We start from the raw sequence: 16,838 nt of genomic DNA, 5'->3' as shown, positions 1-16,838 counted from the left end.
TCGCCTGCATATTCGACGCATGCGCATGTCCTCTTCACCTCCCCTCCTCATCTCTTGGTGCGCGAAAGGGAATGGAGGGGGAATGCCGACGCACATGGGCTATCCCGGCGTATACATCGAAGAACTTCCCAGCAGCGTCCGTACCATCGCCTCGGTCACCACCTCGGTGACCGCGTTCGTGGGGCACACCCGCCGGGGTCCGCTCAATCAGCCGGTGCGGGTCACCAGCTTCGCGGACTTCGAGCGCCGCTTCGGCGGGCTCACCTCCCGCAGCGCCGTCAGCTATGCCGTGCACCAGTTCTTCGGCAACGGCGGCACAGTCGCGGTGATCGTCCGTGTGGCCAAGGCCGGCACCGGTGAGGAAGCCTGCGTCACGCTCAACTCGACCGAGGGCCACAGCGATTGCCCGGTGCTCGAGGTGCACGCCAAGGAGCCCGGTGTCTGGGGCTCGGGGCTGCGGGTGGCCGTCGACCACGACACGCCCACCCCGGACAAGACGTTCAACCTCCATGTCCTCGACGCGCGTGGCGGAGCCCGCGAGTCCTTCACCGGCCTGTCGATGAACGCCGGGCACGGCCGCTTCGTGGAGACGGTCGTGAACGCCGGCTCCTCGCTCGTCCGCGTCAAGGCGCTGGACGAGGACCGGCCCGACCCGTCCGGCACGGTCTCCAAGCCCTTCGCGGCCGAACTGCCCGACCTGAACGTCGAACTGAAGGTCAAGATCGGCGATGTGGAGCGGGAGTTCACCCTCTACGAGCCCGACCACGACGGCGAGGCGCCGACCACGGTCACCGAGCTCGCCCTGCTGCTCGAGCGGAAGCTCCGCGCGCTGCCCGACGCCCCCGGCAAGCATGCCTTCGCCGGCGCCGAGGTCGCCGCGTTCGGCCGGCGGATCCAGGTCGTCGCGGGGTCCGTCGACCCCGACGACGTCGTGCGCTTCATCGGCGAATGCGCCAACGACCTGGGCCTGGAGGCCTCGGTCAACCCGCCCGTCTTCCCACTCGAGGGCGGCAAGGACGGGGACCCGCCGGGACCGCGCGACCTCATCGGCAGCGAGGCCCGCAAGACCGGCGTACAGGCGCTGCGCGACGTCGACGACGTCAACCTGCTCGCCCTGCCGGAACTCTCGGCGTACGAGTCGACCGACGACATGGTCACCGTGCTCTCCGCGGCCGAGCAGCTCTGCCGGGAGCGGCGGATCTTCCTGCTCGTGGACTCGCCCTCGACATGGGGCAGCGTGGACGCCGCGCGGGCCGGGATCGGCGCGTTCGACAGTGTGCGCAGCGATCACGCGGCGCTGTACTTCCCGCATGTGCAGCTCACCGACCCGCTGACGGGCCGGCTGCGCGCCTTCCCGCCGTCGGGTGTCATCGCGGGCGTCATCGCCCGTACGGACGGTGAGCGCGGCGTGTGGAAGGCCCCGGCCGGGACCGAGGCGCGGCTGGCCGGTGTGCGCTCGCTGACGGTCAAGCTCACCGACCGGGAGAACGGGCTGCTCAACCCGCTGGGCGTGAACTGCCTGCGCACCTTCCCGGTGGTCGGCCCGCTGGTCTGGGGCGCACGCACGCTCGAGGGCGCGGACGCGCTCGACAGCGAGTGGAAGTACGTGCCGGTGCGCCGGCTCGCGCTCCATGTGGAGGAGAGCCTCTACCGCGGTCTGCAGTGGGTGGTCTTCGAGCCCAACGACGAGCAGCTGTGGCAGCAGATCCGGCTGAAGGCGTCGGCGTATCTCAACGACCTCTTCCGGCAGGGCGCGTTCAAGGGCGCCACGCCGCGCGAGGCGTACTTCGTCAAATGCGACAAGGACACCACCACCGACGCCGACATCGAGCGCGGAGTGGTCAATGTCGTGATCGGCATCGCGCCGGTCAGGCCGGCGGAGTTCGTCATCGTGAAGATTCAGCAGGTCGCCGGGCAGTTCGACCTCTCGTAAACACGGACCCGAGAAAAAGGAACACGAAGGAAACCGATGGCTGAGTTCCAGGTAAACGCCCATCGCTTCGACCCCTACAAGAATTTCAAGTTCCTGGTCCTCTGGGACGGTCGAACGGTCGCGGGCATCAGCAAGATCAGTCCCCTCAAGCGCACCACCGAAGTGGTCAAGCACCGCCATGGCGGCGACCCCAGTTCGCCGCGCAAGTCGCCGGGCCGCTCCGAATTCGAGGGCGTCACGCTCGAACGCGGCGTCACCCATGACCCGGAGTTCGACCGCTGGGCCAACAAGGTCTGGCAGGTGGGCGCCGGGCTCGGTTCGGAGGTCTCGCTGCGGGACTTCCGCAAGGACATCATCATCCAGGTCCTCAACGAGGCCGGGCAGGTGGCCGTCTCGCACAAGCTGTACCGGGCCTGGGTGAGCGAATACCAGGTGCTGGGCGAGCTGGACGCGAACGCGAACGCCGTCGCCATCCAGAGCGTCAAGCTCGAATGCGAGGGCTGGGAGCGCGACTACGAGGTGCCGGAGCCGGTCGAGCCCTCGTTCACTCATCCCGCCTGAGCACCGCACCCGGGCGCGCCCCGGGCACTGCTGAACACCGCTTGACACCGCCTGTGCACCGAAGGGTTGAGGGATGACGCACGCCGCGCCGCCGACGGGGCCTGCCGACCTGCTCGCCACCTGGGAGGCCGGGCTGGCGCAGCACGACCGGGGACGGTCTCTGCTGCTGCACCGGGCGGCCCGTCCGGGAGCCGGCGCCGAGGAGTTGCTGTCGACGCCGGTCGGCGAGCGCGAGGCGGACCTGTTCGCCCTGCGCCGGGCGCTGTTCGGGGAGCGCATGCAGGTGCGCGTCGAATGTGCGTCGTGCGGCGAGGCGATGGAGTTCGACCTCGACGCGACGCTGCTGGGTGAACGGACGCGGACACCCGCCGGGCCGCTGCGAGTGGAGGAGGGCGAGTGGGTCGTCGAGTTCCGGCTGCCCACCGTCGCCGACCTCGCGGCGGCCGGCACGGCACCGGATCCGGTCGAGGCGCGCCGCCTGCTGCTGGCGCGCTGCACGGTCTCGGCGGCACGGGGCGGGGCGGCCCTCGCGCCGGAACAGTTCGCCGGTGTCCTGCCCGAGCGTGTGGCACAGCGGCTCGCCGAGGTGGCCGAGGAGGCCGACCCGGCGGCCGATGTGACGCTGAACGTGGCCTGTCCCGAGTGCGGTGAGGCCACCCGGGCCGAGCTGGACATCACTTCCTATCTGTGGACCGAACTGGACAACTGGGCACGCGACTTGATGCTCGATGTCCATCTGCTCGCCACCGCCTACGGGTGGAGCGAGCCGGAGATCCTGGCGCTCAGCCCGCTGCGGCGTCGTTACTACCTGGAGCTGTGCGCAGATGGCTGACTACTTCGACCGGCTGCTCACCCGGTACACGCCGGTCACCGCGACCGGCGCTGCCGGCGCCCCGGCGCGGGTGCGGCCGCGGCTGCCGGGCCCGTTCGAGCGGGTCGAGGCGCTGCGGACCGCTCCGCCCGAGCCCGGCGAACCGGCCGCACTGATCCCGTCGGCACCCGCGCCCGCTTCCGGTCCCGCGGAGCCCGTACACCACGAGCGCGAGGTGCGGACGGACAGACTCACCGTCGTACGGACCGAGACGGCGCGGCCCGGCGAGCCCGAGCGGCCCACCGCGCCGACCCCTGCGGGCCCTCTGCTGCTGCCCGCTGCGCAGGCCGCTCCCGGTCCGCGTCCGGTGTCCCCCGACAGCGGGTCCGCGTCCCGGCGTCCGGCGTCGCCCGCGGTGGCGGACACGCCGCGGCAGTCGCCGGCTCCCGCGGCGCGTGCCGCGGACCCCGCGCCCGTGGCCGCGGCCGCCGCACCGGCACGGCCGCGCAGCGCCGACACCGCGGCCGCCCGTGGCCCGGCGCTGAACGGCGTCGGCAGGCGTGCGCCCCGGCAGGCCGAGCGCGTCGTGCACGTACAGATCGGCCGGCTCGAGGTGAGCGCCACCCCGCCGCCCGGCGCGAACCGCCCCGCCGCCGGCCACCCCGACCACACCGGACGGCGCGCACCCGCGCTGGCCCTGGACGACTACCTCGCGCGCGGCGAGAAGAGGGACTGAGGTACCGAGGTCATGAGCAACGCACTTGCCGTCGCGACGGTCACCCAGGCTCTGGCCCTGCTGATCGAGAGCAATCTGGGGCCCGAGATGGACATCGCGGTGAAGGTGGAGACACGTAAGCCGCCCGCCGAACCGCCGACCGAACCGACCATCAACGTCTTCCTCTACCAGGTCACGCCGAACGCCTCGATGCGCAACCAGGACCTGCCGACGCGTGCCTCGGACGGCACGCTCGTCAAGCGGGCCGTGGCGGCGCTAGATCTGCACTATCTGATCAGCGCGTACGGGGAGGAGGCGGAGCTGGTCGGCCAGCGGCTGATCGGCTGCGTGGTACGGACCCTGCACGAAATCCCCGTCCTGCCCGAGGAGTTGATCGAGCTCGCGGCGGAGCGTCCGTATCTGGCGGGCAGCGATCTGGCGCAGTCACCGCAGAAGGTGCGGTTCACACCGACGGTGATGGACATCGACGAGACGTCCAAGCTGTGGGGAATGCTGCACCAGACCCCCTACACCCTCTCGGTGGCCTACCAGGCGTCGCTGGTACTGATCGAGGGCCGCGAGCGGCCGGTCCCGGCGAAGCCGGTGGAGCACCGGACGGTGCGGGTGCTGCCTTTCGGAGCGCCGGGTGCGCCCGTGCCGCCGGGCGCGGATGCGGTGGTGGAGCCCGCGTCCGCCGAGGCGGGGGCCGCCGAGCCGGGAGCCGCCGAGCCGGGGTCCAGGGCCCCGGCCGCTCCTGCGCCTGCTGCTGCGTCCGCTCCCCCTCCGCCTCCCGCGCGGAAGCGGGCCGCCAACAAACGCTCCACGCCCGCCCGCGCCCGCAAGGCGACGGGACGGAGTCCGGGCGCTGTGGACGCGGACGGCAAGGAGAGCTGAGTCACGGTGCGCGACACGGGGGCGGGTGAGGACATGGGCACGTACGAGGGGACCGGCCAGGGCACGGGAACGGACGCGGGCACGGACGGCCGCGCGCTGGCGACGGCGATCCGCTCGGTCCTCGCCCGCGTCGACGCGCATGCGGCGCGGGCGCGGACGGGAGCCCGCGGGAGTGCCGCCGCCGGCACGCCCGGCACCGGGACCGACTCCCCTGCCGGTACGGGTCCGCGCCGTGCGACGGTGGACGCACCGGAGCCGGGATCCGCATCCGGCACCGGACATGGCGACTCCGCGGCAGCCGCACCTGCCGGCGAGCAGCCGGACTCAGCCGCGTCCGCGGGCGTCCGCCACCCCGACGACGCAGCTCCCGGCGGGGACCTCGCCGTGAGCGGCGACGCCACGAACGGCACGTCCGCTGCCTCCGCCGCGCAGCAGCCACGCCGGGACACCACCGCGCCCGGCACCGTCGAGCCGGGCAGCACGGGCGATGTGCTCGCCTTCCCCGACGGGCCGGCCACTCTCGGCGCGCTCGTCGCGTGCTTCGGGCTCACGCCCTTCGAGCGTGACCTCGTTCTCCTCGCCGCCGCCGCGGAGCTGGACCCCACCACAGGCAGCCGCTGCGCCGCCGCGTGCGGCGACCCGGAACGGGCGCATCCGACCTTCTCGCTCGCCCTTGCCGCGCTCGCCGACGCACACTGGAGCGCGCTGACCCCCGTCGCGCCACTGCGCCGCTGGCGGCTCGTCGAGCTGGACGACGAGACCCGGCTGACCACCTCCCGGCTCCGCCTCGACGAGCGGATCCTGCACTTCCTGGTCGGCTCCCCGTATCTGGACGCCCGCCTGCACGGACTCCTCCGCCGTACGAGCGTGCCGGACACCCTCCCCTCCTCGTACGACCTGGCCGCGAGCCGGGTCGCCGCCGGCTGGGCGGGGGCCGGCCGGAGCGCCCCGCTCCGCGTCGAGCTGGTCGGCGGCGATCTGCGTTCCCGCGCCGACATCGCCGCCGCGGCCGCCCGCCGTTCCGGTCTCGGTCTGTACTCGATGGCCGCCGAGGACATTCCCACCGACCCCGCCGAGCGCGACCGCCTCGCCCGGCTCTGGCAGCGCGAGGCGATCCTGCTGCCGGCAGCGCTCCTGGTGGAGGTCGGGGACCTGGAGCGCGAACAGGCCGCCGCCACGGACGCGTTCCTCGAGAGCGCCGCCGTACCCCTCGTCGTGTCCAGTCCCGATCCGCGGCAGACCGCACGGCAGCGCGGCGAGCGGGTCACCGTACCGGCCCTCGACACCGACGAGCAGCTGGGGGTGTGGGCGGACGCGTTCGAGGACGTACCGGAGGTGTCCGAGGAAGACCTCCGTGATCTCGTCGCGCAGTTCTCGCTGCCGCCGCATCTGATCCGCTCCGCCGGCGCGACCGTCGTACGGGACCTGCCGGACGAGAACGAGCTGGACGCCACCGGACTGGCGTGGAAGGCGGGGCTCACCGAGGCCCGGATGGGCATGGACGAACTGGGCCGGCGGATCGAACCGCAGGCGTCGTGGGGCGATCTGGTGCTCGCGGAGCGGCAGTTGAAGATCCTTCGGGAGATCGTCGCGCATGTACGGCAGCGGTCCACCGTCTACCAGGAGTGGGGCTTCGCGGCGACGCTGCGCCGCGGCCTCGGCGTCACCGCACTCTTCGCCGGCGGCTCCGGCACCGGAAAGACCCTCGCCGCCGAGGTGATGGCGAGGGAACTGGGGCTGGATCTGTTCATCATCGATCTGTCCCAGGTGGTCAGCAAGTACATCGGTGAGACGGAGAAGAACCTGCGAAAGGTCTTCGACGCCGCCGAACGCGGCGGCGCGCTGCTGCTGTTCGACGAGGCGGACGCGCTGTTCGGCAAGCGCAGCGAGGTCAAGGACAGCCATGACCGGTACGCGAACCTCGAGGTCAGCTATCTGCTGATGCGGATGGAGGCGTACCGGGGACTGGCCGTCCTCACGACCAACATGAAGCAGGCCCTGGACACGGCGTTCATGCGCCGTATCCGCTTCGTCGTCGACTTCCCCTTCCCCGGGGAGAGCGAGCGCGCCGAGATCTGGCGGCGTGTGCTGCCCGCGCAGGCCCCGATGAAGGGCGTCGATCCGGAGCTGCTGGCACGGCTGACCGTGGCGGGCGGCTCGATCCGCAACATCGCGCTGTCCGGCGCCTTCCTCGCCGCGGAGGAGGGCGACCGGCTCCAGATGCGGCACATGCTGGAGGCGGCGCGCACCGAATACCTCAAGCTGGACCGCTCCTTGACACCCTCGGAGGTCCACGGATGGGTCTGAACGAGGCTCCACGGACGGTTCGTGTGGACATCGGCGAACTGGTGCTGGACGGCTTCGAACGGCTGGACCCGGACCGGGTGTCGGCCGCCTTCCAGGCCGAACTGGCCCGGCTCGTACGGGAGCGGGGTGTACCGCTGGCCACGGACGGCGGCCGGGCACTGGACGCGCTGTCCGGGCTGCCGCCGCTGCCCGCGACCACCTCGCCGCGGCGGCTGGGCGAGGCACTGGCGCGCGCGGTCCACGCGGGACTTTCGGGACGGGGTGAGTCGCGATGAGTACGTCCCATGCCTCGGCCCGGGACGCCCAGGCCGCGCAGGCCGAGCGGCGCCGCAAGCGCAAGGAGCGGGCCACGTCCCGTACCCCGGAGCCGAAGAACATCGTCAGCGGCGCCGGTCAGCCGCTCGACCTGAGCGTACGGCGCGAGCTGGAGGAGCAGCTCGGGCACGACTTCAGCCGGGTCCGCCTGCACACCGACCGGGACGCGGGCGCGCTCACGGAGATGCTGGGCGCGGACGCGGTCGCGGTCGGCCAGGACATCTTCTTCCGCGAGGGCGCGTACCGGCCGGGAACGGCGGACGGACAGCGGCTGCTCGCACACGAACTGCTGCACACGGTGCAGAACCCGCACGGTCTGGGCGCGCTGCGCGCGGGGCGGGACGTGGGGGCGGTGTCGCTGCCGCAGCAGGCGATGGAGCGCGAGGCGGAGTCGGCGGCGCAGGCTCTCGTACGGGACGAGGCGCAGGCCCCGGAGGTGGAGCCCGAGCAGTCGACGCCCGGCTGGCTGCGGTACGCCACGGTCGACGCCGACCGGAACCGTATGGAACAGCTGGACCCGGCCACGCTGGTGGACCGGCTCGCGAACGGCGTGCTGCGCTCGCTGCGCGGCGACCCGGCCGACCTGTCGGGTCGGGTCCGGCTGGAACTGGCCCGGCTCTCGCCACAGTTGCAGGACTCGGTGCTCGACCGGCTCGAAACACGGCTGCTCACGCCCGAGTACGACCGCCTCCTCGACCTGGCCGAGCAGGCGGAGGCCGGTCAGCCGGAGCTCCAGCCGACCGAGGTGCCCGATCCCGAGATCGACCTCTTCGCGGAGCTGGGTGTCGAGCGCACCCAGTGGAAGCGCCAGGTGGAGGGCGACCGGGGGTCGAAGAACAAGCGGGCCGAGGACACCCGCGAGGAACAGAAGGACGCCAGGGCGCGCGACGAGAAGCGCGGAGGCGACCGGAGCAGGGCGCAGTCGGACGCCGCAGCGGAGAAGGAGGAGGCCGCCCGGCGCAAGGAACATGAGGACGAGCGCGCCCAGTCCCGGCAGCAGGCGGCCCAGGAGCAACAGCAGGAAGAGGAGAAGCAGGACCAGGACCGCCGACGGGTCGACGAGGCCGCGGACGAGCGCGCCCAGGGCCAGGCCGACGGCGCGGAGCAGGCCAAGGAGGAGCGCAAGGAGCAGCGCGACCGCGAGGAGCAGGACCCCGAGCAGACGAACGCCCCCGGCGCCGACAAGCGCAAGCGCAAGGACGACGCGACGAAGCCGGCTGACGGGGCCAAGCAGGAGAACCTCGACCCGAAAGCGAAGGCGCAGCCCGGTCCCGTGCGCCCGGAGAAGGTGGACGAGCGCGCGGAGCAGCGGGACAGCGCGCTGTCCGAGCACGGCCTGCACGAGAAGGACGAGGACGAGGGCGAGCCGCGCGAGGAGGAGAGGCCGCTCGGGCTGGAGGCGGGCGCGGACAAGGAGATCGGGGGCGAAGAGGGCGACCGGGTCAAGGGGGGCGGCGGTGCGGGCGGGACCGAGCTGAAGCCCGAGGACTATCTGCCGGAGACCGACCTCGATGTCTCGTCCGTTCCCACAGCGGACAATCCCACGGCCACGCTGCCCACCTTCCCCGCTCCCCCGCCGACCAAGGCCGAACAGGTCCAGGAGCAGCGGGAGAACGACGCCGAGGAAGAGGAGGACGAGGACGCCCCGGAGGCTGAGGCCAAGCCGCCGGGCGCGGAGATGGGCCCGGTCGAGGGCGAGGCTCCGCAGCCCGAGGCCGGGCCGGCGTCCGAGGCCGGGGATCGTAGCGAGAAGGATCTCCAGCCGGAGAAACCGGTGGATCAGGAGGTCGGCCCCGACCCGGAGACCGAGGGCAAGCAGGATCCTGAACCCGAGGCGGAGAAGCAGGGTCCGGAGCAGCAGCAGGAGCAGGAGTCCGCCAATGGCGACGCGGACGACAGGAGCACGAACGGCGACGACGGCCAGGAAGCGCCGGACGCCAAGGAGGCCGCGGACCAGCAGCAGGAGCGCCAGGAACGGAACCAGGAAGAGACGAAGGGACAGCCGCGGGGCGCGGCCGCGGACAAATCGTCGCTCGCGACGTCCGGCTCCGCGGGGGCTGGCCTCGGCTCGTCGCTCGCGCCGCCGGCGGGGGCGTATACGCAACGGACCTCCGTCGAGGACCGCAGGCCCTCCCCCGCCACGCGCCGCGTCGCGGACTCGGCGAAGGGGGAGCATGAGGCCCCCGCGCCCAGGAGCCAAGTCCCGAAGGAGAGCGGACCGGGAGCCGCGCCGAGCGGGGTAGTGGGCGGTAGCAGTACGGCAGGGCCGAGCGCCGCGACCGGCCCAGGGGGCGCTCCGTCGGCAGCGCAGGCCGCAGTGAGCCCGGCGGCAGAACAGGCGGACAGTCCGGGCAAGTTGGGCGCACCGGCGCCCGAGGGTGCGAAGGCGCAGCCCGAGGCTTCGCTGGAGAAGGACGGCGGCGGCTGCGCGCCGCCCGAGCCCGCGGCGGAGAAGGAAGAGGGCAGCGGAAGCTGCGGCGGCGGAGGCGGCGGCGCGGCTCCCGAGGAGAAGCAGGAGGAGCCGCCGGACGTCTCGGGCCAGGACCCGAAGGCCGCCATCGGCACGGTCAGCAAGCTCGCGCCGGACCAGGCGCTGGCCGCGATGCCCGGTGTGGACGCCGCGGCGGGCAAGAAGGTCGGCGAGGAGCAGCAGCGCCTGGACGCCAACCCGCCGAAGCGGGAGCGCCCTTCTGGCGCGCCCCGCACCCAGTCGGGCCCGCCGGAGGCAGCCGCACCGGCCGCCCAGGTCACCGGCAAGGTCGAGAAGCTCGGGCCCGAGGACCGAGTCGAGAAGCAGAAGGCCAAGGGCAGCGAGCGGGCGGAGGGCGCCAAGCCCACCGACAACACGCCCCCTCCGCCGACCCCGGTGGCGGAGAAGCTGACCGCCGATGAGGCGAAGAACGTCGACGCCGCGGCCGACGCTGTCCCGACCGTCGACCCCGAACTACAGAACAAGACGGTCGGCCCCGCCCCCAAGATCAGGCTCGAGGGCGAAAGCGACCCCAAGCGCACGGACGACCAGGCCAAGGCGCTCAAGGAGAAGCAGTCCGACATCCAGAGCACGGGTCGCGAGGACGCGGCCAAGCCGATGGGTGAGGACCAGATCTTCCCCAACGCACCCAAGGAGCAACTGGTCGGCACGGCGGCGGGCGGCCGCCGCAAGGGCGGCGGCGGCCTGGCCGCATCGGCCGCGCCCAAACCCGGCGTCGGTGCGGTCGCCAGACAGGAGCGCGGCAGCGAGATCCAGGGCGCCGCGGGCCAGGCGCAGGGCGATCTGGTCGCCGAGGAGAAGGACCACCAGCAGGCCGAGCAGCAGGCCAAGCAGGAGAAGCAGACCGAGATCGACCGCGAGGTCACCCAGAACGCGGAGAAGCAGACGGCCGAGCGCGGCCGGGCGGCCGAGCAGGCCCAGCGCGAGCGCGAGAGCTGGCGCACCGAGCAGGACAAGAAGATCGAGGACGCGGACAAGAAGTCCGAGAAGGAACACGCCGACAAGAACAAGGAAATCGTCAAGGCTCGCGACGACAAGGACAAGGAGGTCAGCGACAGGAAGGACAAGGACAACGCTCAGATCGACACCGAGCGCGAGAAGGCGGAGAAGGAGGCCGAGAAGAAGAAGGAGGAGGAAAAGCCCTCGGGAGGCTTCTTGGGCTGGGTCGCCGACAAGGTGAAGAGCGCCTTCAACGCGATCCTCGACGCGGTCACCAAGGTCTTCGACGCCGCACGCAAGGTCGTCAACGGCATCATCGACACGTTCAAGGAGTGGGCCAACAAGGCCATCGACTTCGTACGTGACCTCGCCATCAAGGCGATCAACGTGCTGGCGGACGCACTGGTCGCGATCGGCGATGTGCTGCTGGCGGCGTTCCCTGAGCTCCGGGACAAGTTCCGCAAGGCGATCGAGGGGCTGCGCGACAAGGCCATCGACGCGGTCAACAAGCTGGCGGACGGCCTGAAGAAGGCAGTGAACGCCCTGCTGGACGCGTTGGCGGCCGGGCTGAACAAGCTGCTGGACGTCCTTGAAGCGGGCATCAAGGCGGTCATCAAGATCTACCAGGCCGTAATCCTGGGCGCGATCAAGTTCGCCCAGGCGGCGATCGAGGCACTGGGCAAGTTCGCGGCACTCATCGCGGACATCGCGCCTGACCCGGGCGGCTGGCTGAGCAAGGCGGGCAGCTCGGCGAAGTCCGGTATCCAGGACCACCTGTGGGGCGCGATCAAGACGGGCGTCAAGCGGTGGTTCGACACGAAGGTCGAGGGCATCCTCGGGCTCGGCAAGGCCGTGATCAACGTCCTGGTGAAGGGCTGTGTCTCGATCAAGCAGATCGGGAAGATGGCGTGGGACGCGATCATCGCGTCGCTGCCGATGATGATCGCGTCGATCGTCATCGAGAAGGTCGTCTCGATGCTGGCGCCGGCGGCGGGCGCGATCCTGACCATCGTGCAGGGCCTGATGGCGGCCTGGCAGAGCCTCAGCTCGATTCTTTCGGCATTCAGCAAGTTCTGGGCCTACTTGAAGGCGGTCAAGGCGGGCCCGGCGGCCTGCCTGTTCGCGGAGGCTGTCGCGGCGGGCATCGTCGCGCTGCTGGACTTCATCGCCAACTTCCTGATGATCCGCCTCGCAGGCGCGACGAAGGGCGTGGGCAAGCGCCTCAAGGCGATGGCCGAGAAGATCATGAAGGGCCTGAAGAAGACGGGCAAGGGCGCGAAGGAAGCGGCCGGCGACGCGGTCAACAAGGCACGTGGCGCCGTGCGCAACGCCCAGGAGGCACTGCGCAAGCCGACGGTCCCGGCGAAGGCGAAGGGCCCGCGCGTGCCGAAGAACCGCTCGGCGTCGACGGACCGAGGGCCGGGGGCGAACCGGGAGCCGACGGACGCCGGGCGCGACAGGCCGACGAGCAGGACGCCGGACCGGGAACGGGACCGCAGGCGGGAGGACGACGCAGCGAAGCGGGACCAGCAGAAGCCGGACACGGCGCCTGAGAAGACTCCGAGTCAGACGCCCGACCGCGGGCCCGACAAGTCTCCCGAGAGGTCGCCTGACCAGAAGTCCGACCCCCAGAAGGACAAGACCCCGGACAAGGCCACGGAGAAGAAGCCCGACTCCCGGAATGAGAATAGCCCGGAAAAGCCCAAGAAGAAGGAGATCGAGGCTCCGAAGCGCCTGAAGCCGAGGAAGCCCAAGTCGCCGTTGGGCAAGGCACTCCAGAAAATCAAGGGCAAGGTCAAGTCTGCACTCAAGAAGATCCGCAACGCTGGCAAGACACTGGGGAAGAAGCTCAGCAGGAGCAAAGTCGGAAAGGCGCTCAAGAACAGCGGAAAGAAGATGCGCGACTTCTTCAGGAAGAAGCGCGACGAGATGCGCAACGACAAGAATCGACGCACGGACCAGAACAAGAAGCACAGGAACGACCGGAAGAACAAGGAGAACTCGAGGGAGTCCAAGGAGGCGCGCCTCCAAAAGATCCTCGCCCGGCTCCGTCCCATCATCAGGGCCAAGCTCGAGAAGGGGATGTGGGATCCCGCCTTCCGGGTCATGCTCTTCGGAATGCGCAAGTGGTACAAGCTGACAGGCCTGACACCGGTCGGCGACCCGCTCATCGACGTGCGCGCCAGGCTCAACCCCGAGGACAGCGCCGGCGAGGCCCAGCGAGACCAGCCGGACCCGGAAACCGGGCAGCAACAGGTACACCTCCGAGGCAAGAAGAAGTCGGTTCCGCTCGAAAAGGGGGACAAGGTAAAGCTGGCGCAGCATGGGATGGCATGGCTCATCGGCGAGGTGACCGACACGGACCGGGAGCAGGAAAGGTTCGACTTCTACGGCCACGGCGCCCGGGGAGACAGCCATTTCCGCAACATCCCCTTCACCGGGGGACACCGCTGGAAGAAATACAACCCGGGGCAGTCGTACAAGACCGGTGAGGCATTCGAGCGGATTCGACACCAGAACGAATGGTCCGACTTCAATGATGCACGCCAGGTCCTCAACTACCGTAAGCATGTGGAGTTCAGCAACCCCGAGGGCATGCAGTGGCATCACATACACGAGCAGAATGCCGGCGGCCGGCACGCGGTGCCCAACCTTGCGCTCACCACGGTGGAGCTGAACAGGGACACGTTCAACAGATGGTTCACCAGACCTCGCCGAGACCTCAACGGCATGAACGTACGAGCTTATCTTCGCGGAATCAGCGCATCAGAGGCGGAGCACCGGAAGTGGGGCCTGCTGTGTATCAAGGAGAACAAGCTCAAGATTGACCGCCGGAACCACAACAACCGAGGTGTATATCAAGAGCTGATCGGGAGGTGAGATGAAGACCCACTATCTGGTGAACCTCGATGACGAAGCCGATCCGGACCTTCACAGGTTCCTCGTCGCCAACGGGGCCACACCCACGTCCGAGTTCGGCGGATGGCGAGTCCCTGCCGACTCACGACGCGCGGTGAAGAGCGAACTGCAGAAGCGGGAGCTCGAATTCCGTCTCCGATACGAGTTCACGGTCGAGCCGGCCGACAGCGTTGACGAGTTGGCCGCGTATCTGGGCATCGACGTACTCACAACGCCCCCGGCCGCAACTGGCCGGGCCTTTCTTGCCAAGGATCCGGAGGACGACTCCCTGATCGCGAACTCCACCATGGTGGGTCTCCTCAAACCGGTGACCTCGGATCTCGAATGGCAGCGTCACGGCGACACCGCAGGGGACCTGTGGTCCCTCACTTCGGCGAGCGAGTTGCCCGACCCGATCCACACACTGCACGCGTTCGCCACGGTTCAAGGCGGAAACGGATTGTGGATGGTGATCGACGACGGACGGTCCATCATCACGGAAGCGAGCCTGAGTCACTTGCGTGCCTCCGGGATCGCCTGGTCCACCAAGAAGTTGATCGACGGCCGAGTTCTGCCGCATCCGGCCATTCCGGTGTTCGGCGGCCGGGTCTTGGACGTCATCGACAAGCATCACGTTGAGCTGGCTTTTCCGCCCCTCTACCTGCTCCCCGAGCAGACCACGATCGCCCCCTGGTAACGCCCCCGGATTGGATTTCCATGACCCGCTACGCAGACATACCCAAACCCATCCGCTCCGGCATCGTCGTCGTCGACCCCGACCGCGGCACCCCACAGCGCATCATCGTCCTCCAGTTCAACCCCGACACCCTCGAACGCTCCCTCGCCCCCCAGGCCGCCGGAGGCAGCGGCGACGCCGGCGGCGGAGGAAGCGGAAGCGGAGACCGGAATGAGGCGCTACGCCTGAAAGGGCCCGCCCAGGAGACGTGGAAGTTCACCGCCGAGATCGACGCCACCGATCAGTTCGAGGTCGCCGCTCCCGACGGGATCCACCCGCAGCTCGCGACGCTCGAGATGCTCGTGCATCCGACCACCGCGCAGCTGCGCGAGGCGTCCCAGCGGACCAAGAAGGGCACGATCGAGATCAGCCCGATCGAGATGCCGCTGACCCTCTTCACCTGGGGGAGCAAGCGCGTCATGCCCGTGCGGCTGACGGAGCTGTCGATCAATGAGTCGGCGTTCGACGTCAACCTCAACCCGATCAGGGCGAGCCTCGGCATCGGCATGAAGGTGCTCAGCGTGAGCGATCTGCCGGCGGGGCACCGCGGTGCCGATCTGTATCTCGCGCATCTGGCGCAGAAGGAGCGGCTCGCCGCGGCCGCAAGGGGCGGGCGGCTGGCCGAACTGGGACTGGGACGGGGGCTCTGACAACCGTGACCGAACCGTACGAGAACGCGCTGGACGCGATACCGGGATCGCACCCCTATCCCCGCACGAGCCGGTACCACGACGCCGAGATCGGGGTGCACACGCAGCCCGACGGGACCGAAGTGCGGTACACCAAGCGGCGGTTGCTGCCTCCGCTGCCCGCCGCCGAGGACACCGCACCGCACACCGTCAACAGCGGCGAGCGCCCGGACCACCTCGGGCAGCGGTACTACGGCGACCCCGGGCAGTGGTGGCAGATCGCGGACGCCAGTCCCGTACTCGATCCGCACGAGCTGACCGCGGAGCCCGGGCGGGAGATCCGGATACCGCTGCCGGGTGGGTTCCATGGCTGATGAGACGCCGGTCGGGAACGGACCCGTTCATCTCACCCTGCACATGGGCCCCAGGCTCACCCGTCCCGTCCCCGCCGAGGTGGCCGAGGCGCTGTTGTCCGCGCAGATCACCATGACCGCCGGGGAGCGGAGTGGGTTCCAGCTGGCGTTCGACCTCACCAAACGAGGGTTGATCACGGATCGGCTGCTGCCCGACGGATTCTTCGACCCCAAGACCCGGGTCATCGTCACGACCTCGATCAAGGGGACGTCGACCGTGATCCTCGACGGGCTCATCGTGCGGCAGGAGGTGGGGGCGAGCAACATCCCCGGCCAGAGCACCCTCACCGTCACGGGCGAAGACCTGACCCTCCTCATGGATCTCGAGGAGCGGACCGACCGGTACCCGAATCTGCCGCCCTCGGAGCGGGTGAGGAGGATTCTGGCGAAGTACGCCGAGTACGGCATCACTCCGCGGGTCGTCCCGGAGCAGGTGCATCAGCCGCCCCGCGAGCAGCTGCGCGTCGAGTACCAGACCGGGACCGATCTGCAGTACGTGAACGAGCTCGCCAGAGCGAACGGCTACACCTTCTATCTCGAGCCCGGGCCCGGGCACCAGCAGTCCTTCGCCTATTGGGGTCCCGAGCGGCGGCTGGGCACGCGGCAGCACGCGCTCAACGTCAACATGGACGTCAACTCCACCGTCGACCAGCTGACGTTCGCATACGACGGGACGGCACGCGAGGAGCCGCAGGCGCGCTGGCAGGACCCCCGGACGCGGGACTCGCAGCTGCTGCCTCAGCCCGACATCAATCCGCTGCGCCCGCCGCTCGGCAAACGGGCCACGCCCGCCCTGAAGCGGAGGACGCTGTCCGGAACCGCGAAAAGGGCCCCGGAACAGGCCCAGGCCGAACTCCTGGCCAGGGCCGCGACCTCCGCCGACGCGATCTCCGGATCGGGCTCGCTGGACGTCAACCGGCACGGCTACGTGCTCCAGCCGCGCGAGCTGGTCGGGGTGCGCGGCAGCGGACGGACGTACGACGGCGACTACTACGTCAAGTCCGTCACCCACAACATCAGGCCCGGCTCGTACCAGCAGAACTTCACGCTTTCCCGCGAGGGCCTCATCGCCCGCAGCGGCACCGTACGACCGTAGGGACCAGGAGAATCTCAATGATCGTGTCAAGCCGCCTGCGTGACCGGCGGGGTGGAGGTGAAGAGCCTCTTGTCGCGCAGCATTGCCCACAGGACATCCA

General features: G+C 70.2%; 12 protein-coding genes. All 12 read left to right on the top strand.

Features of this window, described 5'->3' with window-relative positions:
* Positions 1-82 precede the first annotated feature (82 nt).
* The 12 genes from AC0699_RS23795 to AC0699_RS23740 all read left to right on the top strand — a co-directional run bounded on the left by AC0699_RS23795 (position 83) and on the right by AC0699_RS23740 (position 16,738).
* Entirely contained in the window at positions 83-1,933 is a 1,851-nt protein-coding gene (locus AC0699_RS23795; protein ID WP_478663573.1) for a phage tail sheath C-terminal domain-containing protein, read from the top strand.
* Between the two features lie 36 nt (positions 1,934-1,969).
* Positions 1,970-2,494 (top strand): phage tail protein, encoded by a 525-nt coding sequence (locus AC0699_RS23790; RefSeq protein WP_159694533.1) that lies wholly within the window; start codon positions 1,970-1,972, stop codon positions 2,492-2,494.
* A 73-nt stretch (positions 2,495-2,567) separates the two neighbouring features.
* A complete protein-coding gene (locus AC0699_RS23785) occupies positions 2,568-3,326 on the top strand; it encodes a T4 family baseplate hub assembly chaperone (protein ID WP_478663572.1) in 759 nt (252 codons plus the stop codon).
* On the top strand, positions 3,319-4,041 hold the full coding sequence (locus AC0699_RS23780; protein ID WP_478663569.1) for a hypothetical protein: 723 nt from the start codon (positions 3,319-3,321) through the stop codon (positions 4,039-4,041). Before AC0699_RS23785 ends, AC0699_RS23780 begins: the two co-directional genes overlap by 8 nt.
* 12 nt (positions 4,042-4,053) lie before the next feature.
* On the top strand, positions 4,054-4,914 hold the full coding sequence (locus AC0699_RS23775; protein ID WP_478663567.1) for a Pvc16 family protein: 861 nt from the start codon (positions 4,054-4,056) through the stop codon (positions 4,912-4,914).
* Positions 4,915-4,947: 33 nt separating this feature from the next.
* Positions 4,948-7,221, top strand: a complete 2,274-nt coding sequence (locus AC0699_RS23770) for an ATP-binding protein (RefSeq protein ID WP_478663803.1) — start codon at positions 4,948-4,950, stop codon at positions 7,219-7,221.
* The gene (locus AC0699_RS23765; RefSeq protein WP_478663565.1) at positions 7,212-7,496 is read left to right on the top strand and encodes a hypothetical protein; all 285 of its coding nucleotides are present in this window, start codon (positions 7,212-7,214) and stop codon (positions 7,494-7,496) included. Before AC0699_RS23770 ends, AC0699_RS23765 begins: the two co-directional genes overlap by 10 nt.
* Complete coding sequence (locus tag AC0699_RS23760) at positions 7,493-13,846, top strand: eCIS core domain-containing protein (RefSeq protein WP_478663563.1); 6,354 nt, start codon at positions 7,493-7,495, stop codon at positions 13,844-13,846. The genes AC0699_RS23765 and AC0699_RS23760 overlap by 4 nt, the downstream gene beginning before the upstream one ends.
* 133 nt (positions 13,847-13,979) lie before the next feature.
* On the top strand, positions 13,980-14,561 hold the full coding sequence (locus tag AC0699_RS23755; RefSeq protein ID WP_478663561.1) for a hypothetical protein: 582 nt from the start codon (positions 13,980-13,982) through the stop codon (positions 14,559-14,561).
* A 20-nt stretch (positions 14,562-14,581) separates the two neighbouring features.
* The gene (locus AC0699_RS23750; RefSeq protein WP_478663560.1) at positions 14,582-15,250 is read left to right on the top strand and encodes a hypothetical protein; all 669 of its coding nucleotides are present in this window, start codon (positions 14,582-14,584) and stop codon (positions 15,248-15,250) included.
* A 5-nt stretch (positions 15,251-15,255) separates the two neighbouring features.
* Entirely contained in the window at positions 15,256-15,603 is a 348-nt protein-coding gene (locus AC0699_RS23745; protein ID WP_478663558.1) for a hypothetical protein, read from the top strand.
* Positions 15,596-16,738: a hypothetical protein gene (locus AC0699_RS23740; protein WP_478663556.1), complete on the top strand. Its 1,143-nt coding sequence runs from the start codon at positions 15,596-15,598 to the stop codon at positions 16,736-16,738. The genes AC0699_RS23745 and AC0699_RS23740 overlap by 8 nt, the downstream gene beginning before the upstream one ends.
* Positions 16,739-16,838: the final 100 nt, after the last annotated feature.

The organism is Streptomyces sp. NPDC043870, from assembly GCF_056435785.1.
The sequence above is the reverse complement of the archived record's forward strand: the minus strand, read 5'-3'. Positions and strand labels throughout refer to the sequence as shown.